Source organism: Pseudomonas fontis (genome assembly GCF_028656955.1).
Classification (GTDB): domain Bacteria; phylum Pseudomonadota; class Gammaproteobacteria; order Pseudomonadales; family Pseudomonadaceae; genus Aquipseudomonas; species Aquipseudomonas fontis.
This window is the reverse complement of record NZ_JAMDGY010000055.1, coordinates 1-26,494: the sequence shown is the minus strand read 5'-3', so window position 1 is coordinate 26,494 and position 26,494 is coordinate 1. Positions and strand designations below refer to the sequence as shown.

Annotated in this window: 23 protein-coding genes, 1 tRNA gene and 1 pseudogene; 12 read left to right on the top strand and 13 right to left on the bottom strand. The window is 63.6% G+C overall.

The genetic code is table 11. From position 1 onward, the window contains the following. Nucleotides 1–399: 399 nt before the first annotated feature. Together M5G11_RS17620 and M5G11_RS17615 are read left to right on the top strand one after the other, a co-directional pair. Nucleotides 400–1,290, top strand: a complete 891-nt coding sequence (locus M5G11_RS17620; RefSeq protein ID WP_273913305.1) for a sensor histidine kinase — start codon at nt 400–402, stop codon at nt 1,288–1,290. Continuing rightward, nucleotides 1,287–1,943 carry a response regulator gene (locus tag M5G11_RS17615; protein WP_273913279.1) on the top strand — a complete coding sequence of 219 codons (657 nt, stop codon included), beginning with the start codon at nt 1,287–1,289 and terminating at the stop codon, nt 1,941–1,943. Before M5G11_RS17620 ends, M5G11_RS17615 begins: the two co-directional genes overlap by 4 nt. Here the strand turns inward: M5G11_RS17615 and yegS are convergent. Further along, entirely contained in the window at nt 1,927–2,829 is a 903-nt protein-coding gene (gene yegS / locus M5G11_RS17610) for a lipid kinase YegS (RefSeq protein ID WP_273913280.1), read from the bottom strand. The two genes, M5G11_RS17615 and yegS, sit on opposite strands and share 17 nt — an antisense overlap. Nucleotides 2,830–3,123: 294 nt before the next feature. On the opposite strand from yegS, the gene M5G11_RS17605 reads away from it, so the two are divergent. Further along, nucleotides 3,124–4,368 (top strand): glycosyltransferase family 4 protein, encoded by a 1,245-nt coding sequence (locus tag M5G11_RS17605; RefSeq protein WP_273913282.1) that lies wholly within the window; start codon nt 3,124–3,126, stop codon nt 4,366–4,368. Here the strand turns inward: M5G11_RS17605 and M5G11_RS17600 are convergent. Beyond that, complete coding sequence (locus tag M5G11_RS17600; RefSeq protein ID WP_273913306.1) at nt 4,357–5,544, bottom strand: molybdopterin molybdotransferase MoeA; 1,188 nt, start codon at nt 5,542–5,544, stop codon at nt 4,357–4,359. The two genes, M5G11_RS17605 and M5G11_RS17600, sit on opposite strands and share 12 nt — an antisense overlap. Nucleotides 5,545–5,566: 22 nt before the next feature. Further along, the gene (moaB, locus tag M5G11_RS17595) at nt 5,567–6,106 is read right to left on the bottom strand and encodes a molybdenum cofactor biosynthesis protein B (RefSeq protein WP_273913283.1); all 540 of its coding nucleotides are present in this window, start codon (nt 6,104–6,106) and stop codon (nt 5,567–5,569) included. Nucleotides 6,107–6,311: 205 nt separating this feature from the next. Here moaB and M5G11_RS17590 point away from each other — a divergent pair, with 205 nt between their 5' ends. The 3 genes from M5G11_RS17590 (at nt 6,312) to M5G11_RS17580 (ending at nt 7,177) form a co-directional block, all read left to right on the top strand. Next, nucleotides 6,312–6,533, top strand: coding sequence for a YgdI/YgdR family lipoprotein (locus M5G11_RS17590; RefSeq protein ID WP_273913284.1), 222 nt, complete (start codon nt 6,312–6,314; stop codon nt 6,531–6,533). Between the two features lie 43 nt (nt 6,534–6,576). Further along, nucleotides 6,577–6,653: transfer RNA gene (locus M5G11_RS17585), tRNA-Pro, on the top strand. A 152-nt stretch (nt 6,654–6,805) separates the two neighbouring features. Beyond that, on the top strand, nt 6,806–7,177 hold the full coding sequence (locus tag M5G11_RS17580) for a bacteriocin (RefSeq protein ID WP_273913285.1): 372 nt from the start codon (nt 6,806–6,808) through the stop codon (nt 7,175–7,177). A 128-nt stretch (nt 7,178–7,305) separates the two neighbouring features. On the opposite strand, the gene M5G11_RS27630 is transcribed toward M5G11_RS17580, so the two are convergent. Both M5G11_RS27630 and M5G11_RS17570 read right to left on the bottom strand, forming a co-directional pair. Next, on the bottom strand, nt 7,306–7,914 hold the full coding sequence (locus M5G11_RS27630; protein ID WP_420793893.1) for a methyl-accepting chemotaxis protein: 609 nt from the start codon (nt 7,912–7,914) through the stop codon (nt 7,306–7,308). 1,252 nt (nt 7,915–9,166) lie between these two features. Continuing rightward, nucleotides 9,167–10,930, bottom strand: coding sequence for an ABC transporter transmembrane domain-containing protein (locus M5G11_RS17570; protein ID WP_273913288.1), 1,764 nt, complete (start codon nt 10,928–10,930; stop codon nt 9,167–9,169). Nucleotides 10,931–11,214: 284 nt separating this feature from the next. On the opposite strand from M5G11_RS17570, the gene M5G11_RS17565 reads away from it, so the two are divergent. After that, nucleotides 11,215–11,388, top strand: coding sequence for a PA1571 family protein (locus M5G11_RS17565; RefSeq protein ID WP_273913290.1), 174 nt, complete (start codon nt 11,215–11,217; stop codon nt 11,386–11,388). A gap of 147 nt (nt 11,389–11,535) precedes the next feature. On the opposite strand, the gene pdxB is transcribed toward M5G11_RS17565, so the two are convergent. Further along, on the bottom strand, nt 11,536–12,684 hold the full coding sequence (pdxB, locus tag M5G11_RS17560; RefSeq protein ID WP_273913291.1) for a 4-phosphoerythronate dehydrogenase PdxB: 1,149 nt from the start codon (nt 12,682–12,684) through the stop codon (nt 11,536–11,538). Between the two features lie 155 nt (nt 12,685–12,839). Between pdxB and M5G11_RS17555 the strand changes: the two genes are divergently transcribed. Further along, entirely contained in the window at nt 12,840–14,234 is a 1,395-nt protein-coding gene (locus M5G11_RS17555) for an MATE family efflux transporter (protein ID WP_273913292.1), read from the top strand. Here the strand turns inward: M5G11_RS17555 and tusA are convergent. Both tusA and rlmM read right to left on the bottom strand, forming a co-directional pair. Further along, nucleotides 14,231–14,473 (bottom strand): sulfurtransferase TusA, encoded by a 243-nt coding sequence (gene tusA / locus M5G11_RS17550; protein WP_273913293.1) that lies wholly within the window; start codon nt 14,471–14,473, stop codon nt 14,231–14,233. The genes M5G11_RS17555 and tusA overlap by 4 nt on opposite strands. Nucleotides 14,474–14,613: 140 nt before the next feature. Continuing rightward, nucleotides 14,614–15,678, bottom strand: a complete 1,065-nt coding sequence (rlmM, locus tag M5G11_RS17545) for a 23S rRNA (cytidine(2498)-2'-O)-methyltransferase RlmM (RefSeq protein WP_273913294.1) — start codon at nt 15,676–15,678, stop codon at nt 14,614–14,616. A 255-nt stretch (nt 15,679–15,933) separates the two neighbouring features. On the opposite strand from rlmM, the gene acnA reads away from it, so the two are divergent. The 3 genes from acnA (at nt 15,934) to M5G11_RS17530 (ending at nt 21,381) form a co-directional block, all read left to right on the top strand. Next, entirely contained in the window at nt 15,934–18,675 is a 2,742-nt protein-coding gene (acnA, locus tag M5G11_RS17540; RefSeq protein ID WP_273913295.1) for an aconitate hydratase AcnA, read from the top strand. A 157-nt stretch (nt 18,676–18,832) separates the two neighbouring features. Beyond that, nucleotides 18,833–19,624 carry a CPBP family intramembrane glutamic endopeptidase gene (locus tag M5G11_RS17535; protein ID WP_273913296.1) on the top strand — a complete coding sequence of 264 codons (792 nt, stop codon included), beginning with the start codon at nt 18,833–18,835 and terminating at the stop codon, nt 19,622–19,624. Nucleotides 19,625–19,815: 191 nt separating this feature from the next. Continuing rightward, entirely contained in the window at nt 19,816–21,381 is a 1,566-nt protein-coding gene (locus tag M5G11_RS17530; protein WP_273913297.1) for a methyl-accepting chemotaxis protein, read from the top strand. A 41-nt stretch (nt 21,382–21,422) separates the two neighbouring features. Here the strand turns inward: M5G11_RS17530 and M5G11_RS17525 are convergent, their stop codons facing one another. The 4 genes from M5G11_RS17525 to M5G11_RS17510 all read right to left on the bottom strand — a co-directional run bounded on the left by M5G11_RS17525 (nt 21,423) and on the right by M5G11_RS17510 (nt 23,542). Next, entirely contained in the window at nt 21,423–22,307 is an 885-nt protein-coding gene (locus M5G11_RS17525) for a pseudouridine synthase (protein WP_273913298.1), read from the bottom strand. A gap of 50 nt (nt 22,308–22,357) precedes the next feature. Further along, nucleotides 22,358–22,669: a transcriptional regulator gene (locus M5G11_RS17520; protein WP_273913299.1), complete on the bottom strand. Its 312-nt coding sequence runs from the start codon at nt 22,667–22,669 to the stop codon at nt 22,358–22,360. A 93-nt stretch (nt 22,670–22,762) separates the two neighbouring features. Continuing rightward, on the bottom strand, nt 22,763–23,194 hold the full coding sequence (locus M5G11_RS17515) for a D-Ala-D-Ala carboxypeptidase family metallohydrolase (protein WP_273913300.1): 432 nt from the start codon (nt 23,192–23,194) through the stop codon (nt 22,763–22,765). A 111-nt stretch (nt 23,195–23,305) separates the two neighbouring features. Beyond that, complete coding sequence (locus M5G11_RS17510) at nt 23,306–23,542, bottom strand: glutaredoxin family protein (protein ID WP_273913301.1); 237 nt, start codon at nt 23,540–23,542, stop codon at nt 23,306–23,308. Between the two features lie 167 nt (nt 23,543–23,709). On the opposite strand from M5G11_RS17510, the gene M5G11_RS17505 reads away from it, so the two are divergent. Then, nucleotides 23,710–25,668 carry a monovalent cation:proton antiporter family protein gene (locus M5G11_RS17505; protein WP_273913302.1) on the top strand — a complete coding sequence of 653 codons (1,959 nt, stop codon included), beginning with the start codon at nt 23,710–23,712 and terminating at the stop codon, nt 25,666–25,668. Between the two features lie 5 nt (nt 25,669–25,673). Here M5G11_RS17505 and M5G11_RS17500 read toward each other — a convergent pair. Further along, nucleotides 25,674–26,477, bottom strand: a pseudogene (locus tag M5G11_RS17500) (ammonium transporter); the annotation flags it as partial. Nucleotides 26,478–26,494: the final 17 nt, after the last annotated feature.

Genomic DNA, 26,494 nt, shown 5'->3' with positions numbered 1-26,494 from the left:
AGTAATAAGCTCAAACTTTGCAATTACCCAGGACCTCCCTGTCGGTAATGGAAAACAAGTACAGGGCCGCCAATAAGACATGCTTTATATCGTCCGCCGTGATAGCAAAGTGCTAGAATTCGCACCTTCCGGAACGCTCGTACCACCCCGTAAAACCTGACGCTGCAGACATTTGCCACACCCCGCGACCAATTCCATGCGAAGTGATACCATGCACAACGCGAGCCGCACGCCAACAGTCGACGTGCTGAAATATGGCGGTTTCAGCGTATAAAAAAAGTTACCTGATACCCCCAACGGAATCCGACTAACTAAAGTTATCGTAGGCACTACGACCAACGCGTTCCGTTGATCTTTTGGCTGGTTTTCAACCGCGACACTCCAGTGGCTCCATTCCCTATGTTCTCAAGCCTCAAGACTCTCAAGCGCTGTCCCTCCGGAGCCTCCCTGCTCCACTGGACCAGCGCTTTGCTCTGCCTGGCCTCCGTAGCAGCAAACCTCTTCCTGTACCTGCAAGGCGCGCCGATGCCGGCCAGCTTGCTGACGTTGCAGCTGGTTGCGATGCTCGGTATCGGCTGGCAGTTGCACCAGGCTGCACGTTCGATCGCCATGCGCCCGCAAGAGCTTGCCGAGCGGTTGCTCCAGGTACAGGAAAGCGAGCGCCAACGCCTGAGCCGGGAGCTGCACGACGATATCGGCCAGATGCTCACCGCCGCAAAACTCCAAGCCGACTGGCTGCAACGGCGCATGCCGGAAGAACTGCAGGCGCAGTGCACAACGCTGCGTCAGACCCTGGATGACACCCTGGCCAATGTTCGCGATGTTTCGGCCATCCTCAACCCCCGCCAACTGGCCAGCCTGGGCCTTGAGGCGAGCCTGCGCGCGCATTTGCTGCGCACGCTGGAGAACACCGAGGTGCACTGGAGCCTGCAATGCAAGCAGCGCCTGGACGGCATCCCGGAAGACATGGCCATCGCCGCCTTCCGCATCACCCAGGAAGCCGTGACCAACATGCTGCGCCATGCCAGCGCCACCAACCTGATCGTGCGTATCCAGCGCACGCCCGAGGGCCTGGCCCTGAGCATCAATGACGACGGTGCGGGTTTCGTCCCCGCCACCCATCCCGCCGATGAAGGCCAGCGCGGCATGTCCGGCATGGTCGAGCGGACCCACCTGCTCAACGGCAACCTGACAGTCCACAGCGAGCCTGGCAAAGGCACGCAGATCAATGCACTCTTTCCCTGGCCACCTCGAGCCCTCGAGCGTGCCAACACAAGTAAAGCCACATGACCTGTAATTTGTTGTTGGTGGATGACCACTCCCTGATCCGCGCAGGTGTCCGTGCGCTGGTCTCTGACATTCCCGGCTATGCCGTCGTCGGTGAAGCCAGCGATGGCAGCCAGTTGCCCGAACTGGTGATGCAACTGGACCCGGACATCATCCTGCTGGACATCTCCATGCGCTGCACTGGCGGCCTGGAGGCGCTGGGCCGGCTGCAAGCGATGGGCTGTCGCAGCAAGGTGCTGATCCTGTCGATGCACACCGACCCCGAACTGATCATGCAAGCCCTGGAAACCGGCGCCCATGGCTACCTGCTCAAGGACACCACCGCAGTCGAGCTGGAGCAGGCCCTGGCGGCACTGCGCAGTGACGAGCGCTACCTGAGCCCGGCGATTGCCCACACGGTGATCAACCAGGCGCTGTTGCGCGCCCAGGCAAAGCCTGAAGTCAGCGACAACCACAACCTGACGGCCCGGCAACTGGAGATCCTGCGCCTGATCGTACGGGGCAAGTCCACCCGGGAAATCGCCCAGGGCCTGGGCTTGAGCATCAAGACGGTAGAAACCCACCGCTCGCAGATCATGAAGCGCCTGCAGATCTACGACGTGGCAGGCCTGGTGCTGTTCGCCGTGCGCGAGCAGATCATCAGTCTGGACGACTGAGCAACGCCGAGCCCATCGGCAAGTGCACCCGCAGGGCCCCTGGCAACGCCTGGAAGCGCAAATTGTCGCCTTGCAGGGGCTCGCCATCGAGGTTGATGTCCAGCCCTTGCGAGCTCTTGATCTCGACCCAGGGCAGGCGCGCCCGAACAAACAGCTTTTCCAGCCCCAGGCCGTCTGACAGCAGGTCGCGCAGGGTACTGACCACCTCCTGCGGGGCCGGCAGGATGCTGATATCCAGCAGGCCGTCATCCACCAACGCCTGCGGGCAAAGCGGATGCCCACCGCCCGCCTGCCGGCCATTGCCGATACCCAGCGCCAGCAGGTCCCCCTGCCACTGGAAGTCTGGCCCGTGCAGTTCAATGGAGGCGGCCCGCAGCTCGGTAAAACGCGAAAGCCCGGTGAACAGGTAGGCCGCCGCGCCCAACACCTTCTTCAGGTCTTCCGAAGTATTGGCGGTGACCTGGCTGCCAAAGCCGCCGGTAGCCATGTTGAGAAAGACCTGCCCGCCCACTTCACCCAGGTCGATGGCCCGCGCAGGCACCTCCAGCAATGCCAGCGCCGCCTCCGGCTCCAGCGGCACGCCGGCCGCCTTGGCGAAATCATTGGCCGTGCCCAGGGGCAGCAGCACCAGGCTGGCCTGGGTTGCCGCCTTGGCCATGGCCTCGGCGACATCACGCAAAGTGCCGTCACCTCCGCCAGCGATCAACTGTGAATAGCCCGCAGCCAACGCCTCAGCCACCAGGCGCTGGGCGTCACCGCCCTCCCAGGTCACCCGCACATCCAGTTGCCAGCCACGCTCGCGCATGACGTTGACGGCCTGGCGAACCTCTTCGTTCATCGCCTGCTTGCCATGCAGGATCAGCAGTGCCTTGCGCTCGTTCGTCATGCCATCCCTCTCATAAAAATTGCCCAACTGCGGCCATTCGTCGGCCAGCCTGACTATCTCGACCACACGCCGCAGAGGATAGCTCCCTGCCACACAAAGGAAACCTGCCGATCAGCCCGACAAACGCCCGACAATAATTTGGCTCAAGCAAATATTCAGGCTGGAAAAGCCATTCTTTTGACCTTTACTTGAAAGACCACCGCTCGCGATTCTGAAAAAAATCCGCCCTGGCACACGACCATGCGAGCGTCCCACCCACCTTCAGACGCCCATCCGGCAAGCGAGTAAGGGGTCATGCGCGTACTCTGGACACTCCCCTACCTGCCCTGGCCTACCACCAGTGGCAACAAGACCCGGCAATTTCACCTGCTGCGCAGCCTGGCCGAACGCGGCCACCGCATCACCTTGCTGGTCCAGTCCAGGGTGCCCCTTAGCGAGGCGGCGCGCGTGGCGCTCGAACCTCTGGTCGAGCGCCTGATCGTCCTGCCACGGCGCCCGCTGCACAGCCCGCTCAACTTGCTCGCGGCCTGTTGCTTCAGCTACCCGATGCGCGCCAGCACCAACGGCCTGGCACCTCGTCTGCGTCACCGTTTCGAAGCATTGCTGGAGGAACCCTGGGATGTGATCCAGATCGAGCACAGCTACAGCTTCCAGCCCTTCGAACGGGCCCTGCAAAGCCGTGGCTTGCCGTTCATGGTCAGTGAACACAATATCGAATGGGCCACCGGCGCCGCCTGCCAGGACCGCCTGCCGCTGTGGCTGCGCCCGTTCAACAGCTTTGATCGCTGGCGCTACCGCCGCTGGGAAGCGCGCGTGCTCCAGCAGGCCAACGAGGTGGTCGCGGTGAGCCCCCACGACGCCGAACAGATCAGCCAACTGACCGGGCGCCCGACCGCCCTGGCGGTCAACGGCGTGGACTGCGCGCACTACCAGCACATCAGCCCGTGCCCGCACAGCCAGCGCTTGCTGTTTGTCGGCAATTTCGAGTACGGCGCGAATGTCGAGGCCATTGAATGGGCGCTTGAGGAGATCCTGCCGCAGATCTGGCAGAACAACCCGGCCGTGCGCCTGGCCGTGGTCGGCAATGCATTGCCTGGGCACTGGAAACTGCGCTGGAACGACCCGCGCATTGAATGGGTGGGTTACCTGCCGGACCTGCGCGAGTTGCAACGCCATTCGGCGCTGTTCTTCGCACCGCTGCGCCATGGTGGCGGGTGCAAGATCAAGCTGCTTGAAGCCATGGCCGCCGGGCTGCCGGTGGTCACAACGCGCCAGGGCGCGTCGGGCCTGGGCGTACGCAATGGCGAGCACTACCTGGGTTGCGATGACAGCGATAGCCTGGCCCTGACCATCACCCAACTGCTCAACCAGCCCTGGCGCATGCGCCAGCTGTCAGAGGCTGCGCGGCAGTTCGTCAGTGAGAAACATGACTGGAGCGTGGCCGCCCAGCAACTGGAAGGCATCTACTCGCGGCTCTCAACCCAGCTGCCGCTGGCCCAGGGCAGCCTGGCCAGCGGGCTGATGGGCTCAGCCGAGTAGTTCGCTAAGGGGGATGAAACGGACGCTGTCCCCCCGCTGTGGCGTGGTCTCTTCAAGCACCTCGACCAGGCCCTCGGCCCAGGCAGCGCTGCGCAGCACCCCCGAGCTCTGGTTCTTGTAGATCAACGCCTGGCCTTGCTCCATACGCCCACGCAGGTACTCGCGGCGGTTGCCGGCCTTGGGCCAGTCGAAACCGGCGGGCACCGGGAACTGCAACGGCGTGACATCCTGCACGCCCTGACGGCGCAGCAGGTACGGCCGGGTCAGCAGGCCGAAGGTGACCAGGGTCGAGGCCGGGTTGCCCGGCAGCCCGATCACCGGCACACCACGAAAATGCCCGAAGGTCAGTGGTTTGCCCGGCTTGATCGCCAACTTCCACAAAGCCAGCTCGCCTTCTTCGCGCAGGGCAATGCCCAGGTAATCCGCTTCGCCTACCGACACGCCGCCGGTGGACAGGATCAGGTCGACCGCGTGCAGTTGCGCCAGGCATGCTCGGGTTTTTTCCAGGTCATCCGGGAGGATGCCCGCGTCCACTACCTCACAGCCCAGGCGTTGCAGCCAACTGCCCAGCAGACGTCGATTGCTGTTGTAGATCTGCCCCGGCCCCAGCGGCAGGCCAGGCTCGACCAGTTCGTCACCAGTGGACAACACGGCAACGCGCACCCGGCGCACCACCGTCAAGCTGGCGCAGCCGAGCGAAGCAGCCAGCCCCAACTCGATCGGGCCCAAACGCGTGCCCGCCGCCAGCACTTCTTCGCCGGCACGGGTCTCCTGGCCTTGCGGACGTACGTTCTGGCCGATGTGAATGGGCTCGACGAAGCGCACGCGGCCGTCGTCCAGCACCTCGGCGTTTTCCTGCATTTCCACGCAGTCGGCACCTGCCGGCAACGGTGCACCGGTGAAGATCCGCGCGCAGGTGCCCGGTTGCAGGGGCGTAGGCGCATGGCCGGCGAAAATCCGCTGGCTGACCGGCAACGCCTCGCCCTGCCAGTCGGCCAGGCGCAAGGCGTAGCCGTCCATGGCGCTGTTTGGCCAAGGCGGCAGGTCGAGCGTGGCGACCAGATTGCCGGCCAACACCCGGCCTTCTGCATCGGCCAGGGCTACTTGCTCGGTTTCGCGGATGGGCGCTGCTTCGGCCAGCGCCAGCAAACGCTCCAGCGCCGCTTCAACCGGCATCAACGGCTTCACCGCCGGGGCCTCAGCCACGGGTTTCACAGGGCGCGGCCTGCTTCAGGTGGGCAACGAAGTTGCACGGGCGATGACGCGAATCCAGTTGCTCGGCCAGGATGCCGTCCCAACCAGTGCGGCAGGCATTGGTCGAACCCGGCAGGCAGCAAACCAGGGTGCCATTGGCCAGGCCGGCCAACGCACGCGACTGCACGGTGGAGGTGCCGATGTCGGCCACGGAGATCTGCCGGAACAGCTCGCCGAAACCATCGACCTGCTTGTCGAGCAGGCAGGCAACCGCCTCTGGGGTACTGTCGCGCCCGGTGAATCCGGTACCGCCAGTTATCAACACTACCTGCACCTGTTCATCAGCGATCCAGGTCGCCACCTGGGCGCGGATCTTGTACAGGTCGTCCTTGAGCAGCACACGGGCAGCGAGGTGATGGCCGGCTGCGCCGAGGCGATCGACGAACACCTGGCCGGAGGTATCGGTTTCAAAGGTACGGGTATCGCTGACCGTCAGTACTGCGATGTTGAGGGGGACGAAGGGGGCATCAGCCTTGGCTTTCATCTGGCCTTGATCCATTACGAGGGAAGAATGGCCACCGTTATATCACAGGCCACCACCGCCCCGCCCGAGGCTGCGGGGGGCCGGGGCATTGTTCCCGGTCAATGTGTGGAATCTGTCGCTATGCTGAAGTGGCAAGGAACTTTGCCCCAAGCACTTGCGTCTCACGAACATTACACGCAACTCTTTTTTTGACTGGAGAGACACGATGATTCAACGGACCCTTCCCGCCCTCTTCCTCGCTCTGGGCCTGGGCACGCTCGCAGGTTGCGCATCGCCAACCGTGATCACCTTGAATGACGGCCGCGAGATCCAGGCTGTCGACACCCCGACTTACGACGATGAGTCCGGTTTCTACGAGTTTGAACAGCTGGACGGCAAGAACACCCGGATCAACAAGGATCAGGTACGCACCGTCAAGGACCTGTAACGCGCCTTGCCTAGCAGTACTTCTTGACTAGAATTTGCTTCATCGGGGTGTAGCGCAGCCAGGTAGCGCGTCTCGTTCGGGACGAGAAGGCCGCAGGTTCGAATCCTGTCTCCCCGACCATTTTTCTAGTCAGCAAAGCCCGCCTTGCGCGGGCTTTGTCGTGTTTGCACAGGGCAAAACAAATGCGTGCCAGCACGGGTTGCCACGATTGCCCCGCGGGGCACGGCACCGCAGAATGCACGCCTTTTTTCCTACCTTAGAGGTTGTTTCACATGCGTAAGACTCTTGCTGCCCTGACCCTGGGCCTGTTGTTCGCACAAGGTGCTGTGGCGGGCGATGGCCAGACGGCCATTGGCGGCGGCCTGGGCGGTGTGCTGGGTAACGTGGTCGGGCAAAAGCTCGGCGGCAGCACTGGCGCAGCCGTGGGTGCGGGTGTAGGGGGTGCGGCCGGTAGCGCCATGGCGGCGAAGAAAGGCAACAAGACCAAGGCAGCCATCGGTGGCGGCCTGGGTTCGGCGGGTGGTTCGCTGGTCGGTGGCAAGCTCGGTGGCAGCACCGGTTCGGCGATTGGTGCCGGCCTGGGTGGCGCGGCCGGTGGTGCCCTGGGCAACAACCTGGCGGATGGCAAGAAGCGCCGTCATTGATAGAACGTTGAGGGCCTAGCCCGCTGTAGCCGCTGCCGTCAGGCTGCGCTCGCCTGCATAGCAGGCGTCGCCTTTGGGAGCCCTCGCGGGCTCCAGCGCAGCCTAGCGGCAGCGGCTACAAATTGCTCTTATGCCTTGAGGCGCGCCGTCACTTCACCCAACTGCCCCGACAGCGCATGCAAACGTTGCCCCGCCCGCTCGGTACGCTGCACAGCACCCTGGTTGTCAGTGGCGATCCGGGTGATCTCCACCAGGTTGCGCGAAATGTCCTCGGCAACGCTGGTCTGCTCTTCAGCCGCCGTGGCAATCTGCCGGTTCATGTCACGAATCGCCTCCACCGCCTGGGTGATGCGCTGCAACATTGCCCCGGCCCGCTGCACCTGCTCGGCACCCTCTTCGCTACGCACCTGACCACTTTCAATCGCCTTCACGGCCTCCACCGCGCCCGACTGCACCGCGCTGATGATCTGGTTGATCTCGGCAATCGACGCACCGGTACGCTGCGCCAAACTACGCACCTCATCCGCCACCACGGCAAAGCCGCGACCGGCTTCCCCAGCCCGCGCCGCTTCAATGGCCGCGTTCAGCGCCAGCAGGTTGGTCTGCTCGGCAATCCCGCGGATCACCTCAAGCACCTTGCCAATCCGGCCACTGTCCTGCTCCAGGTGACGAATCACCTGCGCGGTACCGGCAATCTCGCGGTTGACCATGGCGATGGTGTCGATGGTCGCCTGCATCACCTGCTCGCCCGCCTGGGCACTGTGATCGGCATCGTCGGCTGCACGCGCCGCATCGACGGCATGGCGCGCCACCTCCTGGGCCGTCGCCGACATTTCATGCATCGCGGTGGCCACCTGGTCGGTACGCTGGAACTGGTCGTCAGTGCCGCGGGCCATGCCGCCCGCCAACGTGCGCAACTCACCACTGGCGGCGTCCAGTTCACCGGCGTTGTCCTGCAGGCGCCCCACGGTATCGGCAAGGAAGTCACGCAGGGTATTGGCCGCAACGGCCAACTTGCCCAGCTCATCCTGACGGTCACTGACAACCCGCGCATCGAAACGGCCCTGGCTCAGGTGCGCGACGTACTCGATCAGCCGGCCGATCGGTTCGATCAGGCTTGAGTTCACCCGCCACAGGCTGAGCACGCCAATCATCAGGGCTGAGCCGAGCATGACCAGCAGGCCAAGCCAGACCGTGCGCTGCGCGCTGTCGCTGAGTGCCTGCGCCTGTACCTGCGCCGCTGCGCGCAACTGGCTGACCAGCTCGCTCATCTGCTCGCTGGCTGCGCGGTCCACGCCCTTGACCGCCTGATCGCCGGCGGCCGGGTCGGCACCGGCCGCCAGGAACGCCTCACGCCCCCGCCCATAGGCGCTGCCCAACTGTGCATGGGCATCCTTGAGTTGCTGCAGGCGGTTGCGCAAGGCCGGGTCGGCCGCGCTGTCACGCAGCAGTTGCGCCAGAATTTCCTGCACCTGCTGCTCGCGGGCCTGGAACTGCTGCCAGTACTTGTCCATCTCCGCTGGCTGCTTGCCGCGCAGCAAGACGTTTTTCCACTCCTGCACCTGCACCTTGAATTGCAGGTTGGCTTCATCGATCTGTTGCGAGGCGCGTAATGGCCCGTCCACCAACTTGCCGTAGCCGTGAACGCTGGCGGAAAGGAAATGGAAGCAGACCAGGGCAATCAACAGCATGGCCAGCAAGCTGCCGCCCAGCAGGGCAAGAATTTGCATTCTCAGGGATTTACGCAAGAACATCGGGAAGGCTCTCAGAGCAAAGGATGGGGACGCAAGCGAAGCGCAGGGCCTCGACCAGCCAAAGACATCCCTGTCTTCGATTACCAGGCAAAAAAAAGCTGCCATCGAACGATGACAGCCAAACTGCATTGAGCATTACGCAACAGCTGGCATTGATACTCTCAGTAGATTGCTACCGATATGTGTCAACAATATCGACGCCTGTCACAAAATCTTAAAGAAATTAATTTCAAGCTCACGCCGCGTTGAATTGCAGCGCCGCAAGACGTGCATACAGCGGGCTTTGCGTGATCAATTCGCGGTGCGTGCCGATCGCCACCAGGCGCCCCTGATCGATCACCGCGATGCGGTCGGCATGCTGCACCGTCGCCAGGCGGTGTGCAATGACCAACGTCGTACGCCCTGCCATCAACGTCGGCAGCGCCTGCTGGATCAGGTGCTCACTTTGCGCGTCGAGGGCACTGGTGGCTTCGTCGAGCAGCAAAATCGGCGCATCCACCAGCAACGCCCGGGCAATTGCCAGGCGCTGGCGCTGACCACCGGACAAGCCCAGGCCGGCATCGCCCAGGTGGGTCTGGTAACCCTGTGGCAATTGCAGGATGAACTCGTGGGCGTGCGCACTGCGCGCCGCCGCCTCGACCTCGGCGGCGCTGGCATCGGCGCGCCCGTAGCGGATGTTTTCCTCGACCGTGCCATAGAACAGCGCCGGGTTCTGCGCGACCAGGGCGAAATGCCGGCGCAGGTCCTGGGGGGCGAGTGCCGCCAACGGCTGGCCATCGATGAGGATCTGCCCTTGTTGCGGGTCATAGAAGCGCAATAACAGGTCAAACAGCGTCGACTTGCCAGCCCCCGAAGGGCCGACCAGGGCCAGGGTTTCACCCGGCTCGACGCGCAGGCTCAAGCCATCGATGGCCGCCGGGGTGGGCCGCGAGGGGTAGGCAAAATGCAGATCCTGCAGCTCCAGGCGGCCACTGACCCGCGCCGGCAAGGCAATCAGGCCCTGCGCGGGCGGGACGATTTCACTGCGCGCTGCGAGCAATTCGGCGATCCGCTCGGCAGCGCCGGCGGCACGCTGCAACTCGCCGATCACTTCGCTGAGGGTGCCGAAGGCACTGCCGACGATCAGGCTGTAGAACACGAAGGCCGCCAGCTCGCCGCCGGTGATGCGCCCGGCAATCACGTCCATGCCGCCCACCCAAAGCATCACCCCGACTGCACCGAGCACCAGCACGATCACCAGGGTAATCAGCCAGGAGCGCTGCACGATGCGCTTGCGCGCAGTCTCGAAGGCGGCTTCGACGGTCTGGCCGAAGCGCTGCTGGTCGCTGGCCTGGTGGTTGTAGGCCTGCACGGTCTTGATCTGCCCCAGGGTTTCGGCCACGTAGCTGCCGACATCGGCAATGCGGTCCTGGCTCTGGCGCGACAGCGTACGAACGCGGCGGCCGAAAATCAGGATCGGCGCCAGCACCAGCGGCAGGGCCAGTACCACGATGCTGGTCAGTTTGGGGTTGGTGATGAACAGCAGGATGATCCCGCCCAGCACCATCAGTGCGTTGCGCAGGAACAACGACAGCGATGAGCCGATCACCGATTGCAGCAGGGTGGTGTCGGTGGTCAGGCGCGATTGGATTTCCGAGCTGCGGTTGCTTTCGAAAAAGCCCGGGTGCAGGTACACCAGGTGATCGAAGACCTGCTGGCGGATGTCGGCCACGCAGCGCTCGCCAATCCACGACACCAGGTAGAAGCGGATAAAAGTGCCCGCCGCCAGGGCCAGCACCAGCAGCAGGAACAGGCCGATGGACTGGTTGAGCAGGTGCGGCGACTGGGTCATGAAGCCCTGGTCCACCAACAGGCGAATCCCCTGCCCCATCGACAGGGTAATGCCTGCCGTGACGATCAGTGCCAGCAGCGCGGCGGCAGTTTGTTTGCGATACGGGCGAATAAAGCGCCATGCGAATTGCAGGGCCTGACGTTGGCGGGAAGACAGCAGACTGAACATGAGCAATGCCATAGCTAAAACGGATGCACGCAGCCTAGACCCGACCGCCTGTCTTGCGCCAGTGAACTCTGTATGCGACCTGGCGTCGCACACCCTATGGGTAGTGCCGAAGTCATAAGGCACCGAGCGCTTGTTGCTAGACCGTTTCGTTCTAAAGTGGCGCTGGAAGTTTGCCCAGGTTTCTGTTGGACTGATATCAGCGCAGTGCACCACCCAGGGCGTTGTAACAGGGCGGTCATCACGCGTATCTAGTCTAGGCTTGCAACCTGATGAGGAGACAGGAAATGAGCTTGCAACACAGCAGCGAAGTAAAACCGTCGAAACCTTCCAAACCTGTTGGCTGCTCGGTCATCGACGCCCAGGGGCGTGAAATCGAAGTGACGGAAGAGATGATCCAGAAAGCCTGCGAGACGCTGGAAAAAAGCCGCCAGGAAGCAGCTCCCAAGAAAAACCGCTGATCAAACAAGAATTCAATGACCCGGCTGCAGAGCCGGGTTTTTTATTGCCTGTTGGGGCCCCATCGCCGGCAAGGCCGGCTCCCACAGAGATCCTTTTTGCTGCCTGAACTGTGGGAGCCGGCCTTGCCGGCGATAGGGCCCAAAAGGTCAGACCAAAACCCCACCCAACGCCCGCACCATCTGCACCAGCTCAGGCGCCTCACCTTCCCCACCGATGCGCACCGCCAGCCCTTCGATTTCCCGCCGTACCGGGTACTGCTTGCGCAACCCATCGAACGCCGCCCGCTGCACCAGCGGATCACTGCTCAAGCTGCGACGGAAATCCGCATCATCGCGGCGCGGGTCGTACACCGCCCGGCACACTGTGGCCAACGCCCAGGCCGGATTGGCTTCAGCACGCAGATCAAGCTGGGCCAGCCACGGTTGCGGCAGCAGGTCCGCCAGTTGCATCTGCTCGGGCACACCGCGCCAGGCACAGAACGCCTGGTAGATCTGCGAAGTTCCGCGTTGCTTGCCATCCAGGCTGTAGCCAGCGATATGCGGGGTGGCGATCACGCACAGGTCGGCCAAGGCCACATCTACCTGCGGCTCCCCTTCCCACACATCCAGCACCGCCTGCACATCATCGCGCTGGCGCAACAACCCGCGCAGCGCCTGATTGTCCACCACCGGGCCACGGCTGGCATTGATCAACCAGGCACCAGGGCGCAATTGCGCCAGGCGCTCGGCATCGAGCAGGTGCCAGGTCGGCTGCTCGCCTTCACGGGTCAAGGGCGTGTGCAGGCTGATCACATCGCACTGCGCCAGCACCTGCTCCAGGCTGACATAGTCGCCGCCCTCGCGCGCCTGGCGTGGCGGATCGCAAACCAGCACGTTCCAGCCCAGGCCACGCAATACTGCAACCAGCCGCCCACCCACTTCGCCGGCACCGACCACCCCATAGGTCCGCTCCGGCAGTGCTACGCCATCCAGCTCCGCCAGGGTCAGCAGGCTGCCCAGCACATAGTCGACCACGCCACGGGCATTGCAGCCCGGCGCACTCGACCAGTGAATGCCGGCCTCGGCGAAATACCCCAGGTCGAGGTGATCGGTACCGATGGTGCAGGTGCCGACAAAACGCACTGAACTGCCCTCCAGCAAGGCCCGGTCGACCTGGGTTACCGAACGCACCAGCAGCACGTCGGCGTCCTGCACGCAGGCGCGGTCGATGGCCCGGCCGGGGTAGCGGCGGATTTCGCCGAACCCGGCAAAGAAGTCATCGAGCAGCGGAATATTCTCGTCGGCAACAATCAGCATGGCGCTCTCCTGTAGGGGAACGCAGTGTAGGCCGATCTTCGCGGGCTGATCCAGCACGATGGGCAATACCTACAAAGTTTCCTGACCAGTGCGTCAGGGCGTAGACTACGCGGTTTTCCGCACCTTTTACTGTGGGCAACTGCCTTGTGACACTCATGACCAGCGAAACCACCCTCCCCGTTTCCCGCCCTGCCCGGGTCCGCGCCGAAGTGCGCAGCCTGCTGCACCTGGCCACGCCGATCATCATCGGCCAACTGGCCACCACCGCCATGGGCTTCGTCGATGCGGTGATGGCTGGCCGCGTCGGCCCCCGCGACCTGGCCGCCGTGGCGCTGGGCAACTCGATCTGGGTACCGGTCTACCTGCTGATGAGCGGCATCCTGCTGGCCACCACACCGAAAGTGGCGCAGCGTTTCGGTGCCGGCCAGATCAAGGAGATCGGCCCGCTGGTGCGCCAGGCGCTATGGCTGGCCCTTGTGGTTGGCCTGGGCGCCAGCCTGATGCTGCTCAGCGCCGAACCGATCCTGCACCTGATGAAGGTCGAGCCGGAATTGATTGCGCCGTGCATGGGCTACCTGCACGGGATCGCTTTCGGCCTGCCGGCGGTGGCGCTGTATTACGTGCTGCGCTGCTGCAGCGATGCCATGGGGCGTACCCGGCCAAGCATGGTGATCGGCTTGGGCGGCTTGATGCTGAACATCCCGCTGAACTACATCTTCATCTATGGCCACCTGGGCCTGCCGGCAATGGGCGGGGTCGGTTGTGGCTGGGCCAGCGGCATCGTCATGTGGGCCATGGCCCTGGGCATGGCCTTCTGGGTCGGACGTGCGCCGGCCTACCGCGAGTCGCAGCTATTCGGTAACTTCGAATGGCCGCAATGGGCGGTGATCAAGCGCCTGCTGTCGATTGGCCTGCCCATCGGCATTGCGGTGTTTGCCGAGTCGAGCATCTTTGCGGTGATCGCCCTGCTGATCGGCAGCCTCGGCGCGACCGTGGTCGCCGGGCACCAGATCGCCCTGAACGTCAGTTCGCTGGTGTTCATGATCCCGTATTCGCTGGGCATGGCCGTCACGGTGCGCGTGGGCCAGGCCATTGGTGCCGGCAATCCGCGCCAGGCACGCTTTGCTGCGGGTGTAGGGATGGGCACGGCGCTGGCCTATGCGTGCTTCTCGGCAAGCTTGATGTTGTTGCTGCGCGAGCCGATCGCGACCATCTACACCACTGACACGGCAGTGATCCAGATCGCTTCGATGCTGATCGTGTACTCGGCGCTGTTCCAGTTTTCCGATGCGATCCAGGTCACCGCGGCCGGTGCCTTGCGTGGTTATCAGGACACCCGGGTAACGATGATCCTGACCTTGTTCGCCTACTGGGGGATCGGCCTGCCGGTGGGTTACCTGCTCGGCCTGACCGACTGGCTGGGTACGGCCACGGGCCCGAGCGGGCTGTGGCAGGGGCTGATTGTCGGCCTGACCTGTGCGGCGCTGATGCTCACGGTGCGCCTGGCGCGTAGCGCCCGCAAGCGCATCCGCCAGGCCGCGCGGGCCTAGTCGAGCTTCTTGCGGATCCAGTACAGGTAGGTACCGGCCTCTTCCTGCTGCTGAACCAGTTCGTGGCCGAGGAAGACGCAGAACTTGGGAATGTCGCGGCGGGTCGAGGGGTCGGTGGCGATCACCTTGAGCAGGCCGCCAGCGGCCAGGTCACGCACGTGCTGGTGCAGCATCATGACCGGCTCCGGGCAGTTGAGGCCGGTGGCGTCGAGGATGGCATCGGGGGTGAAATCGGTCATGGGGTACTCCGGTGTGACGTAAATACAGTCTAAAGGCAGATTCACCCTTCCTGTGGGAGCCGGCCTTGCCGGCGAAGCAAACCGCCAGGCTTGCCGCCCATCGCCGGCAAGGCCGGCTCCCACAGAATCAAGGATGGCTGTCAGCGCGGTTTCAGGTCCAGGCGCCGCAGGTGGCAGGTCACTTCCTCGCGGTCATGGTACAGCTGCTTGCAGCCAATCGAGACCTTGACCTTGCGCGCCTTGAAGCCCTCCTCGATGCGATCAAGCAAGCGGCGCACTTCGGCATAGCGCTGCTTCATCGGCAACTTCAAGTTGACCACCGCCTCGCGGCACAGGCCCTCGCCCAGCCAGGTCTCCAGCAACGCCGCGCTACGCGCCGGCTTCTCGACGATATCGCAGACCATCCAGTCGACTATCTGCTTGGGCTTGTAGGTAAACCCATCAGCCATCAGGTGCTGGACCAACCCGGTGTCCATCAGGCTCTCGGCCATCGGCCCGTTGTCGATGGCCGTCACCAGCATGCCACGCCTGACCAACTGATACGTCCAGCCACCCGGCGCCGCCCCCAGGTCCACCCCGGTCATGTCATCGGCCAGGCGCTGCTCCCACTGGTCGCGCGGAATGAAATGGTGCCAGGCCTCTTCCAGCTTCAACGTCGAACGGCTCGGCGCTTCACGCGGGAACTTCAAGCGCGGGATGCCCATCGGCCACATGGCCGAATTGTCTGCCGCTGCCAGCCCGACAAACACCCGCCGACCGCTGACGAAGGTCAGCAGCAAACGCGGCTTGCTGGCGTCCTCTTGCAGCCGCCCGGCCTTGCTCAGCGCCTTGCGCAGCGGTACTTCGAACTTGCGGCAGAACGTCGAGAGTTCCTTGCCGTCGTTGGTGTCCATCACTTCCAGCCACAGGCTGCCGCACACCGGGAAGTCAGCCAGGTGTTCGATCAACACGCTGATGCGGTCGGTTTCCGGCAACTCGATGAAACTGCCCCGGGCCCACTGGCGCGGGAAGATCAACTGGCTGAAGCGCAGCTCGCGCATCAACTGCTCGGTGCCCTCGGCATCGTTGCAGATGAATTCGGCGCAGGCGGTCTGCGGCTTGGCCTTGGCATAGCCGGCCACACCCAGGCGGGCGGCGTGCTCGGCGATCTCCGAGCAGACTTCGCTCTCGAAACCGGGCCGACAATGCATAAACAGGGTATTCATGACTCACTCCAGAACGGCTGGCGGACGACTTCCACCAAGCCTGACCGAGCGCAAGGCGCAACGGCGGCAAATCGGCGAATGATAAAGGAGTTTCGGAACCGGCGACACGCCCCGCCGGTCCAGTACATGGTCAGGGGTGCCAAACAGGGCTAACCTGACCGTTCGCCAGGTCCGTGCCGTGCGGACCGTCACAGAGGCGGTGAACCGGCGACAACACAGGAGATTGCCGGGCACCGGCGCAGAAGGAGTTGGTCAATGCCCTCGTTCGACAGCCTGAAAACCCTCAAGACCTTGACGGTGGAAAACCGTGAATACCATTACTTCAGCCTGACTGAGGCCGCTCGAAGCCTTGGCGATCTGCAGCGCCTGCCCATGTCGCTGAAGGTGCTGCTGGAAAACCTGCTGCGCTGGGAGGATGGCAAGACCGTCAGCGCCAGCGACCTGCAAGCCCTCGCCGGCTGGCTCAAGGAGCGTCGCTCCGACCGCGAGATCCAGTACCGCCCGGCGCGGGTATTGATGCAGGACTTTACCGGCGTACCCGCCGTGGTCGACCTGGCCGCCATGCGCGCAGCCATGGCCAAGGCCGGCGGCGACCCGCAACGGATCAACCCGCTGTCGCCGGTGGACCTGGTGATCGACCACTCGGTGATGGTCGACCGTTATGCCAGCCAGGACGCGTTCAGCGAGAACGTCGATATCGAGATGCAGCGTAATGGCGAGCGCTATGCGTTCCTGCGCTGGGGCCAGAGTGCCTTCGCCAATTTCAGCGTGGTGCCGCCGGGCACCGGCATCTGCCACCAGGTCAACCTGGAATACCTCGGCCGCACCGTCTGGACCCGTGAAGAGGACGGCCGCACCTACGCCTTCCCCGACACCCTGGTCGGCACCGACTCGCACACCACCATGATCAACGGCCTCGGCGTACTGGGCTGGGGCGTAGGCGGGATCGAAGCCGAAGCGGCCATGCTCGGCCAGCCGGTGTCGATGCTGATCCCCGAAGTGATCGGCTTCAAGCTGACCGGCAAGCTGCGTGAAGGCATCAGCGCCACTGACCTGGTGCTGACCGTCACGCAAATGCTGCGCAAAAAAGGCGTGGTCGGCAAATTCGTCGAGTTCTATGGCGATGGTCTGGCCGACCTGCCCTTGGCCGACCGTGCGACCATTGCCAACATGGCCCCGGAATATGGCGCCACCTGTGGCTTCTTCCCGGTGGACCAGGTGACGCTGGACTACCTCAAGCTGTCAGGTCGCCCGGCAGCCACGGTGCAACTGGTCGAGGCCTATTGCAAGGCCCAGGGCCTGTGGCGCCTGCCCGGCCAGGAGCCGGTATTCACCGATACCCTGGCGCTGGACATGCACGAAGTCGAGGCCAGCCTTGCCGGCCCGAAACGGCCGCAGGACCGCGTGGCGCTGTCACAGGTGAGCCAGGCCTTCGACAGTTTCCTTGGCCTGCAACTGAAGGTTCCGAGCAAGGAGCTCGGACGACTGGAAAGCGAAGGCGGTGGCGGCGTGGCGGTGGGCAATGCCGACCAGGCCGGCGAAGCCAGCTATGAATACCAGGGCCAGCGCCATCAGTTGCGCGATGGCGCCGTGGTGATTGCCGCCATCACCTCCTGCACCAATACCTCCAACCCGAGCGTGATGATGGCCGCCGGGCTGGTGGCGAAAAAGGCGGTCGAAAAAGGCCTGACCCGCAAACCCTGGGTGAAGACTTCCCTGGCACCCGGCTCCAAGGTGGTGACCGACTACTACAAGGCTGCGGGCCTGACCCAGTACCTGGACAAGCTGGGCTTCGACCTGGTGGGCTACGGCTGCACCACCTGCATTGGCAACTCCGGCCCGCTGGCCGAGCCCATCGAAAAAGCCATCACCCAGGCCGACCTCACGGTTGCCTCGGTGCTCTCCGGCAACCGCAACTTCGAAGGCCGCGTGCACCCACTGGTGAAGACCAACTGGCTGGCCTCCCCGCCACTGGTGGTGGCCTATGCCCTGGCCGGCAGCGTGCGCATCGATATTTCCAGCGAACCGCTGGGCACCGGTAGCGATGGCAAGCCGGTGTACCTCAAGGACATTTGGCCTACACAGCAGGAGATCGCCGAAGCGGTGAGCAACGTCGACACCGCGATGTTCCACAAGGAATACGCCGCAGTGTTCGCCGGCGATGCGCAATGGCAGGCCATTGAAGTACCCCAGGCTGCCACCTATGTCTGGCAGGACGACTCCACCTATATCCAGCATCCACCGTTCTTTGACGACATTACCGGCCCATTGCCCGTCATCGAGGACATCCCCGGCACGCGCGTGCTGGCCTTGCTCGGCGACTCGGTGACCACCGACTACATCTCCCCTGCCGGCAACATCAAGGCCGACAGCCCGGCCGGCCGTTACCTGCGCGACAAAGGCGTGCAACCACACGACTTCAACTCCTATGGCTCGCGACGCGGCAACCACGAAGTGATGATGCGCGGCACCTTCGCCAACATCCGTATCCGCAATGAAATGCTTGGCGGCGAAGAAGGCGGCAACACCGTCCATATCCCGAGCGGCGAGAAACTGGCGATCTATGATGCGGCCATGCGTTACAAAGCCGAAGGCACGCCGCTGGTGGTGATTGCAGGGCAGGAATACGGCACAGGTTCCAGCCGTGACTGGGCCGCCAAGGGCACCAACCTGCTGGGGGTCAAGGCCGTGCTGGCGGAGAGCTTCGAGCGCATCCACCGCTCCAACCTGGTGGGCATGGGCGTGCTGCCCTTGCAGTTCACTGCTGGGCAGACGCGCAAGACCCTTGCCCTCAGCGGGCGTGAGCGCATCGACATCAAAGGGCTGAGCAACGCGCAGATTCAACCACACATGACCCTGACGCTGACCCTGCACCGCGAAGACGGCACTCAGCAAGACATCGAGGTGCTGTGCCGCATCGACACCCTCAACGAAGTGGAGTACTTCAAGTCCGGAGGGATCCTGCACTACGTGCTGCGACAATTGATCGCAAGCTGATCCACGTCCTACAGGCCCGGCCTCGAATGGCCGGGCCTTTTTCTGCTTTTTCACCTTGAGCCCGCCGCAGCAACCCGTAGCATGACGACGAAATTTGACGTGCCTTGAAACGTTTTCAGGGAGTCGTACGCTTCTTTTTCATCGTAAAGGACCCGACATGCTCGCTTCTCAATGGATCGGCCTGGTGCTGTTTGGCCTGGGCTATGCCATCGCCCTGAGCTTCGGCAGCCTGGGCATCGCCACCCTGCCCACCTTCGTACTGCTGCTCGCCAGCCTGTGGCTGGTCTGCCGTGGCAAGCAAGCCTGGCTGCGCGGCCTGGGCCATGGCCTGTTCGTGTTGCTGGCCTTCGCCCTGGCCCTGCACTGGCTGCCCGGCTTCAATAACGCGAAAGTCATCGCGGCGACTCGCCTTACCCCAGACGCCGTGCCCTTCTCATTGCACCTGAACCTCGACAAACCGCTGATCGGCCTTTGGCTGCTACTGGCCTGCCCGTGGCTGTTCCTCGCCGGCACCCGCAAGCGCCTGGCAAGCGCGGCCGTGTTGCTGCCACTGACGTGCCTGGTGACACTGGGCCTGGCGGTGTGGATGGGGATGATCGAATGGGCGCCGAAGTGGCCGGCACAGGCCTGGATCTGGCTGTTCAACAACCTCTTGCTGGTGAGCCTGACCGAGGAGCTGCTGTTTCGCGGCTACTTGCAAGGCAGCCTGCAACGCGCCTTGAAGCACCTGCCGCAAGGTCAGAACATTGCATTACTGGTTGCCGCCGGCCTGTTTGGCCTGGCGCATTTCGGGGCTGGTTGGCAGTGGGTCAGCCTGGCCACATTGGCCGGTATCGGCTACGGCCTGGCCTATCGATACGGCGGGCTTTATGCCGCCATCGCCTGCCATTTCGGCCTGAATATGGCGCATTTCACGCTCTTTACTTACCCGCAATTAATGCCGCAGTGAACTGCCAGTCTTTAGCTGACTAATGTGTCAAAAATATGAAAGAATGCGGCTAATTTACTGAATTTTGTACAATTCACGTAGCCCAGGTCAGGACGACCGACATTGCGCTGGATCAATTTTCTTTAAATATCCACTCAATAAAAACGCCTTTGTGCCGATACCTCACGAAAGCCTTGCGGATTGAACAGCTTATGCGTAACAACCAGCCAATTACCCAGCGCGAACGGACTTTCCCAGCTCAGCAACGCCTCATTTCGACCACCGATGCCAAGGGTGTCATCACCTATTGCAACGATGCCTTCGTCGAGATCAGTGGTTTTACGCGGGAAGAGTTGATTCGCGCCCCCCATAACCTGGTTCGGCACCCGGATGTGCCACCAGCGGTCTTTGCCCATATGTGGAGCACCCTGAAACAGGGGCTGCCATGGATGGGTATCGTCAAGAACCGGTGCAAAACCGGTGACCACTACTGGGTAAATGCCTACGTCACCCCTGTGTTTGATAACAACCAGGTGGTCGGCTATGAATCGGTGCGGGTCAAACCGACTGCCGAACAAGTGCGCCGCGCCGAAGAGCTGTACACCCGCATCAACCAGGGCAAGCCGGCCATTCCGGGCCGCGACAAGTGGCTGCCGGTGCTGCAGGACTGGTTGCCGTTCATTCTGGTCAGCCAGATCGGCTTCCTGATCGGTAGCTGGTTGGGCCACCCCTGGGGCTTTGCGGTGGCCGCCGGCCTGTCCGTACCGCTCGGCCTGCTGGGCCTGAGCTGGCAGCAGCGCGGCCTCAAGCGCCTTTTGCGCCTGGCCGAACAGACCACCTCCGACCCGCTGATCGCGCAGATGTACACCGACAGCCGTGGCGTCCAGGCGCGTCTGGAAATGGCCATGCTCAGCCAGGATGCCCGCCTGAAAACCTGCCTGACCCGCCTGCAGGACACCGCCGAACACCTGAACGAACAGGCGCGGCAATCCGATGCCCTGGCGCACAGCAGCTCTTCGGGGCTGGAGCGCCAACGCATCGAGACCGAGCAGGTCGCTGCCGCCGTGAACCAGATGGCCGCTACTACCCAGGAAGTTGCCAACCACGTACAGCGCACTGCCGACGCCACCCAGGAGGCCAATCGCCTGACCGGTCGCGGCCGCGATATCGCCGGGGAAACCCGCGACGCCATCCAGCGCCTGTCGGTGGCCGTGGGTGAAACCGGCCAGACCGTTACCCAACTGGCCCGCGACAGTGACGAGATCGGCGGCGTGGTCGACGTGATCAAGGGCATCGCCGACCAGACCAACCTACTGGCACTCAACGCCGCCATTGAAGCGGCCCGTGCCGGTGAAATGGGCCGTGGCTTTGCCGTGGTGGCCGACGAAGTACGTCAGCTGGCGCAACGCACCAGCGAATCGACCGGGCAGATCCACGGCCTGATCGCCAAGCTGCAACAAACAGCCAGCAACGCGGTGCAAACCATGGAAGCTGGCCATCGTCAGGCCGAAGAAGGCGTGGCGCGAGTGATGGAAGCTGACCAGGCACTGGTGGGCATCAGTGAGGCCGTGGCCAACATCACCGACATGGCGACCCAGATCGCTGCAGCGACCGAAGAGCAGACGGCAGTGGCTGACGAAATCAGCCGCAACATCAGCACCATCGCCGACCTCGCCGACCAGACTTCCGAACAGGCCCAGCATTCCGCCCTGCTCAGCGAAGAACTGACGCGCACCGCCACCACCCAGTACTCGCTGGTGGAACGCTTCAACCGCTAAACCCTGTGGCGCACACCCTCGCGGTGTGCGCCGACAGCGGCCTAGAAGTCCAGTGTCAGCCGACTTTCGAAATAACGCTCTTCCCCCGTCAACGGATCCTTGAAGCGCAAGCTGTGCGCCAGCAGTTTGAGCGGCTTGGCGTAGTCGTCCGGGCCATTCACCACGTCCGGGTAGAACGGATCATTGCAGATGCTCGCGCCCAATGCGGTCATGTGCACGCGCAACTGGTGGGTCTTGCCGGTCACCGGTGAAAGGCCATAGCGCCACAACTCCCCGCGTTTTTCCAACACCTGGGCAATGGTTTCGCTGTTGCTGGTGCCGGGGGCTTCCTGCATGCGGAAAAACGGCTCGCCACTGACCATCCGGCTCTTGTGCACCAACGGGAACTCAAGTTCGGGCAAGGCGCGGGCAATGGCCTGGTAGTGCTTGTCGATCTGCCGGGTGGGGAACAGCTGCTGATAGGCCGTACGGCTTTGCGGGTTGACCGAGAACAGCACCAGGCCGGCCGTGTGCCGGTCGATACGGTGCAGCGGCACCAGGTCCGGGTTGTCCAGGCGACGGATCAGCCGACGCAGCAAGGTGTGCTCGACGTATTCACCGGTGGGCGTCACCGGCAGGAAATGCGGCTTGTCGGCGACCACCAGGTGTTCGTCCATATGCAGGATCTGCTCCTGCACCGGGATCGGCTTCTCATTGGGCACTTCACGGAAGTAATGAATCTTCAGGCCTTGCCGGTAGGCCGTTGCGGTGCTGATCGGCTGACCTTGAGCGTCCAGCACCCTGCCCCGGGCGATGCGGTCGAGCCACTGCTCGCGGTCGATGGCCTTGAAGTGATCGCACAGGCAGTCCAGCACGGTCGCCCAAGGGCCAGGTGGCAGGCAGACCGTACTGGCTTGATGCCGTGACGGGTCGAAGGGAGCACTCATGGACACACTCGCAACAGGATGACCCGGCATTATCCTGCATGCCCGGCGGATCAACCAGCCCGGGCTGCGGCAGCCTCGGTGAACTCCTTGAGCCAGCGCAGCACCTGCACCGCTTCCCAGCGGCTCGGGTCGTACAGGGCATACATCAGGCCTTGATAGCCAACCACATCCAATGGCCGGTGATAGCCGGCGCGCTGGAACAGCGCTTCGATCTCGGCAAAGCAGGTATTGAAGTGGACCTTGGTGAAAGGCGTTTTGCCTTCGGTGACCAGGCCATCGAGGCGTAGCTCGAGCACGGCCTCGCTGACCTGGGCGGCGGACATGCGGTTGATGCTGTATTTCAATTGTTCGACGTTGACCATCGGCTGTTCCCTCAGGCGCAAGCAGTCGCCCTTGATACTGTATTTATATACAGCATAGGCTGCGGGCGGGTTTCTCGTCAATCAAACGGATCGCTACTGCACGCCGGGCAGATAGCCGGTGCCTTGGCGCAGGGTCAGCACCTGTTGCCGGGCGCCATGCTCGGCCAGGCCAAAATGTACCCAGCCGTCGTACTCGTAGATCATCTGGTCGAAGACCAGGTCGCTGCTGGCCAGGCGCTGGGCCAGTTCACGGGCACTGAACCTTACGGCACTGATATCGGCGGCAAGGCCCTTGATATGGGCGCTGGTGGAAGAACCGCCGATTCTGCGATTGAGGGCCAGGCTGCGGTAACCGCTGCTGACGACGATCGGGCAGCCGACCAGGCTGCGTACTTGCTCGAGGGTCTGGGTGAGGCGCCGCAGGTTGCGCACGACCTGTGGGCTGGGGGTGTTGTCGATGCCTTCGCGGCTGGCGGTTTGCGAGACGATCATCTCGTCGAGGGTAAAATGCGGGCTCAGGTACATGAATGCCACTCCTTGGCAGGCTGAACGTTGGCTGGGGATTCTCTGATGCTGTTGCACCGGATGCACGAAGGAGAGTGCTTCGTCATGTAACCGGAGCCAGGCATCACCCGCCTAACGCAAAAACGCCACCACCTGCTCCGCATCAAACGGCCACCCCAACTCCCCCCCCGTATCGCACCGGCGCAACACCGGAATGCTCAACCCGTACTGTTCAAACAGCGCGTCGCTCTCGGCGATGTCCACCAGCTCGACCAGCAACCCGTGCTCGACAAGCGGCATCAACAGCGCCTCAGCCACCTCACACAGATGGCAACCGAGCGTACCGAACAATTGGCATTCAGGAAGCATGAACAGCACCGACAACAAGAAGGATGGGAAGGTTATTCTAGGACCCCAAGCCAACCCCGTCGACCCGAGCACGCGCTCGCCAAGACACTGATATGGATCATCTGCCACCCGGGCCCTGGCCTGTACCCTCGGCACTTTTTTGCCGGTTTTTACATGGAGTGTGTTGTGTGTTTGCAAACCTGCTGATCATCCTGGCCTCTTCGCTGGTCGTCATTGCCATCTTCCGGCGCCTGCAACTGCCGCCGGTACTGGGCTATTTGTGCGTCGGCCTGTTCGTGGGCCCCACTGCCCTGGACTGGGTCAACGAAAGTGAAGCGCTGCCAGACCTCGCCGAAATGGGCGTGGTGTTCCTGTTGTTTTCCCTGGGCCTGGAGTTCTCCCTGTCGAAAATGCTCGCGCTACGCCGCGTGGTCTTCGGCCTGGGCAGCCTGCAGGTAATCTGCACCACGGTGCTGATCGCCGGCCTGCTCTCGCTGCTCGGCATGCCCACCAACGCGGCGCTGTTGCTGGGTGGCGGGCTGGCCCTGTCGTCCACCGCCATCGTCAGCAAGGAGCTGACCAGCCTCGGCGAGATCTTCAGCAGCCACGGCCAGAATGCAATCGGCGTGCTGCTGTTCCAGGACGTGGTCGCCGTGTTGCTGCTGACCCTGGTGCCGGTGTTCGCCGGCGAAAGCGGCCAGGCCTGGTACTGGGCCCTGCCGCTTACCCTGGGCAAAACCGTGATCCTGTTTGTCGGCTTGCTGCTGGCCAGCCGCTGGCTGCTGCCGCGCCTGTTCCACGAGGTGGCCGCCTCGCACTCCGCTGAGTTGTTCGTGCTGCTGGCCCTGGTGATCGTGCTGCTGACTGCCTGGCTCACCCACCTGCTTGGCCTGTCCCCGGCGCTCGGCGCCTTCCTGGCCGGCATGCTGCTGGGCGAAAGCAACTACCGCCACCAGATCGAAGCGGATATCCGCCCGTTTCGCGACATCCTGCTCGGGTTGTTCTTCGTCAGTATCGGCATGCTGATCGACCTGCAACTGTTCGCCACCGATGGCCTGAAAATCCTCGGCCTGACCTTGGGCCTGCTGGTGATCAAGGGCCTGGTCGTCGCCGCCCTTGTGCGCCTGCGTGGCAGCGATGCGGAAACCGCCTGGCGCAGCGGCCTGGCCCTGGCCCAGGGCGGCGAGTTCTGCTTCGCCCTGATGGCGCAGATGCAGCAAAGCCGCCTGATGCCCGAAGGCCTCGGCGACCTGCTGCTGGCCGCCACCTTCTGTTCGATGGTGGTCACCCCGCTGATGCTGCGGGCTGCACCAAGCCTGGCCGCCCGCCTGCACCGCAAACCCAACCAGGAGGTGCACCTGGAGGCCATTGGCGCACAAAGTGCCGAGATGAACGGCCACGTGGTGATTTGCGGCTATGGCCGGGTGGGCCAGTCGATCGGGCGCTTCCTGCGCCGCGAGCAGCAAGTCTTCATCGCCTTGGATGACGACCCGGTGCGGGTCCAGGAAGCGGCGGCCGGCGAGAGCTGCGTGCATTACGGTGACTCACGGCGCGGCGAGCTGCTGGCAGCCGTGGGGCTTGAGCGCGCGCGCCTGCTGGTGATCGCGGTGGACAAGACCGATGTCGCCATGAATGTGCTCAAGGCCGCCCGCCACCTAAGCAGTCAAGTGCCGATCCTGGTTCGCACCCGTGACGACAGCCTGCGCGACGAACTGCGCGCTGCCGGGGCAACCGCCGTGGTGCCGGAGTTGCTGGAGTCGAGCCTGATGCTGGCCTCCCACGCGCTGGTGATGATCGGCCTGCCGCAAGAGCAGGTACAACAGCGCATCGATGAAGTGCGCAAGAGCCGTTATCGCCTGCTACACGGCTTCTACCAAGGCGCGCAAACCAACCCGGTGGACAGCGAAGGGCAACCCAAGGTGCTCATGCACGCAGTCAACCTCGGCTCGGACGCCTACGCCTGCGGCCGCCCCTTGCAGGAGCTGGCGCTGGAGCAGATGGGCGTCGAGCTGCAAGCGGTGCAGCGCAACGGCAGCGAGCTGGCACTGGACAACCAGACCTGCCTGCACGCCGGCGATGCCGTGCTGCTGAGCGGCCCGTCCAGCGCCCTCGAAGCCTGCGAGGCGCGCTTGCTGGCGGGCCGCTAAGCGGCTCAGTCGTGGCTGGTGGCGCCGATCTTGTGAATCGACAGGTCGGCGCCGTAGTACTCCTGCTCCTGGCTCAGGCGCAGGCCGGTCACGGCCTTGATCGAACCGTACACGGCAAAGCCGCCGACCAGCGCCACCAGTACACCCGCCGCTGTACCCAACAGCTGGCTGATCAGGCTGACCCCGCCCAACCCGCCCAACAGTTCCTGGCCAAAGATCCCGCAGGCGATCCCGCCCCACACCCCGCAAATGCCATGCAAGGGCCAGACGCCCAGCACGTCGTCGATCTTCCAGCGGTTCTGGGTGGCGGTGAAGCACCAGACGAACAAGGCGCCGGCAATGGCCCCGGTCACCAATGCGCCCACCGGGTGCATCAGGTCGGAGCCGGCACAGATCGCCACCAGCCCCGCCAGCGGGCCGTTGTGCAGGAAGCCCGGGTCGTTGCGCCCGACCAGCAACGCGGCGACCGTGCCGCCGACCATGGCCATCAGCGAGTTCACTGCCACCAGGCCGCTGACGGCCGGCAGGGTTTGCGCGCTCATGACGTTGAAGCCGAACCAGCCGACAATCAAAATCCACGAACCCAACGCCAGGAACGGAATGTTCGACGGTGCGAACGCCACCAGGCGCCCCTCGCGATAACGGCCATGGCGCGGCCCCAGCAGCAACACCGCTGCCAGCGCCAGCCAGCCGCCCATGGCGTGCACCACCACGGAGCCGGCGAAATCGTGGAAGCCGGCGCCAAAGCGTTCGGCCAGCCAGGCCTGCACGCCAAAGTTGCCGTTCCACGCCATCCCCTCAAAGAACGGCTATTCGGAATAGTGTG

Excerpts from the sequence above, each read along its gene's own strand:
- M5G11_RS17510 (WP_273913301.1), bottom strand. The coding sequence starts at position 23,542 with ATGCTTCCTGAATGCCAATTGTTCGGTACGCTCGGTTGCCATCTGTGT.
- M5G11_RS17580 (WP_273913285.1), top strand. The coding sequence starts at position 6,806 with ATGCGTAAGACTCTTGCTGCCCTGACCCTGGGCCTGTTGTTCGCACAA.
- M5G11_RS27630 (WP_420793893.1), bottom strand. The coding sequence starts at position 7,914 with ATGCAGGCGACCATCGACACCATCGCCATGGTCAACCGCGAGATTGCC.
- M5G11_RS17605 (WP_273913282.1), top strand. The coding sequence starts at position 3,124 with ATGCGCGTACTCTGGACACTCCCCTACCTGCCCTGGCCTACCACCAGT.
- M5G11_RS17525 (WP_273913298.1), bottom strand. The coding sequence starts at position 22,307 with ATGAGTGCTCCCTTCGACCCGTCACGGCATCAAGCCAGTACGGTCTGC.
- M5G11_RS17615 (WP_273913279.1), top strand. The coding sequence starts at position 1,287 with ATGACCTGTAATTTGTTGTTGGTGGATGACCACTCCCTGATCCGCGCA.
- rlmM (WP_273913294.1), bottom strand. The coding sequence starts at position 15,678 with ATGAATACCCTGTTTATGCATTGTCGGCCCGGTTTCGAGAGCGAAGTC.
- moaB (WP_273913283.1), bottom strand. The coding sequence starts at position 6,106 with ATGAAAGCCAAGGCTGATGCCCCCTTCGTCCCCCTCAACATCGCAGTA.
- M5G11_RS17520 (WP_273913299.1), bottom strand. The coding sequence starts at position 22,669 with ATGGTCAACGTCGAACAATTGAAATACAGCATCAACCGCATGTCCGCC.
- M5G11_RS17530 (WP_273913297.1), top strand. The coding sequence starts at position 19,816 with ATGCGTAACAACCAGCCAATTACCCAGCGCGAACGGACTTTCCCAGCT.
- yegS (WP_273913280.1), bottom strand. The coding sequence starts at position 2,829 with ATGACGAACGAGCGCAAGGCACTGCTGATCCTGCATGGCAAGCAGGCG.
- acnA (WP_273913295.1), top strand. The coding sequence starts at position 15,934 with ATGCCCTCGTTCGACAGCCTGAAAACCCTCAAGACCTTGACGGTGGAA.
- tusA (WP_273913293.1), bottom strand. The coding sequence starts at position 14,473 with ATGACCGATTTCACCCCCGATGCCATCCTCGACGCCACCGGCCTCAAC.
- M5G11_RS17535 (WP_273913296.1), top strand. The coding sequence starts at position 18,833 with ATGCTCGCTTCTCAATGGATCGGCCTGGTGCTGTTTGGCCTGGGCTAT.
- M5G11_RS17565 (WP_273913290.1), top strand. The coding sequence starts at position 11,215 with ATGAGCTTGCAACACAGCAGCGAAGTAAAACCGTCGAAACCTTCCAAA.
- pdxB (WP_273913291.1), bottom strand. The coding sequence starts at position 12,684 with ATGCTGATTGTTGCCGACGAGAATATTCCGCTGCTCGATGACTTCTTT.
- M5G11_RS17570 (WP_273913288.1), bottom strand. The coding sequence starts at position 10,930 with ATGTTCAGTCTGCTGTCTTCCCGCCAACGTCAGGCCCTGCAATTCGCA.
- M5G11_RS17600 (WP_273913306.1), bottom strand. The coding sequence starts at position 5,544 with ATGCCGGTTGAAGCGGCGCTGGAGCGTTTGCTGGCGCTGGCCGAAGCA.
- M5G11_RS17515 (WP_273913300.1), bottom strand. The coding sequence starts at position 23,194 with ATGTACCTGAGCCCGCATTTTACCCTCGACGAGATGATCGTCTCGCAA.
- M5G11_RS17620 (WP_273913305.1), top strand. The coding sequence starts at position 400 with ATGTTCTCAAGCCTCAAGACTCTCAAGCGCTGTCCCTCCGGAGCCTCC.
- M5G11_RS17555 (WP_273913292.1), top strand. The coding sequence starts at position 12,840 with ATGACCAGCGAAACCACCCTCCCCGTTTCCCGCCCTGCCCGGGTCCGC.
- M5G11_RS17590 (WP_273913284.1), top strand. The coding sequence starts at position 6,312 with ATGATTCAACGGACCCTTCCCGCCCTCTTCCTCGCTCTGGGCCTGGGC.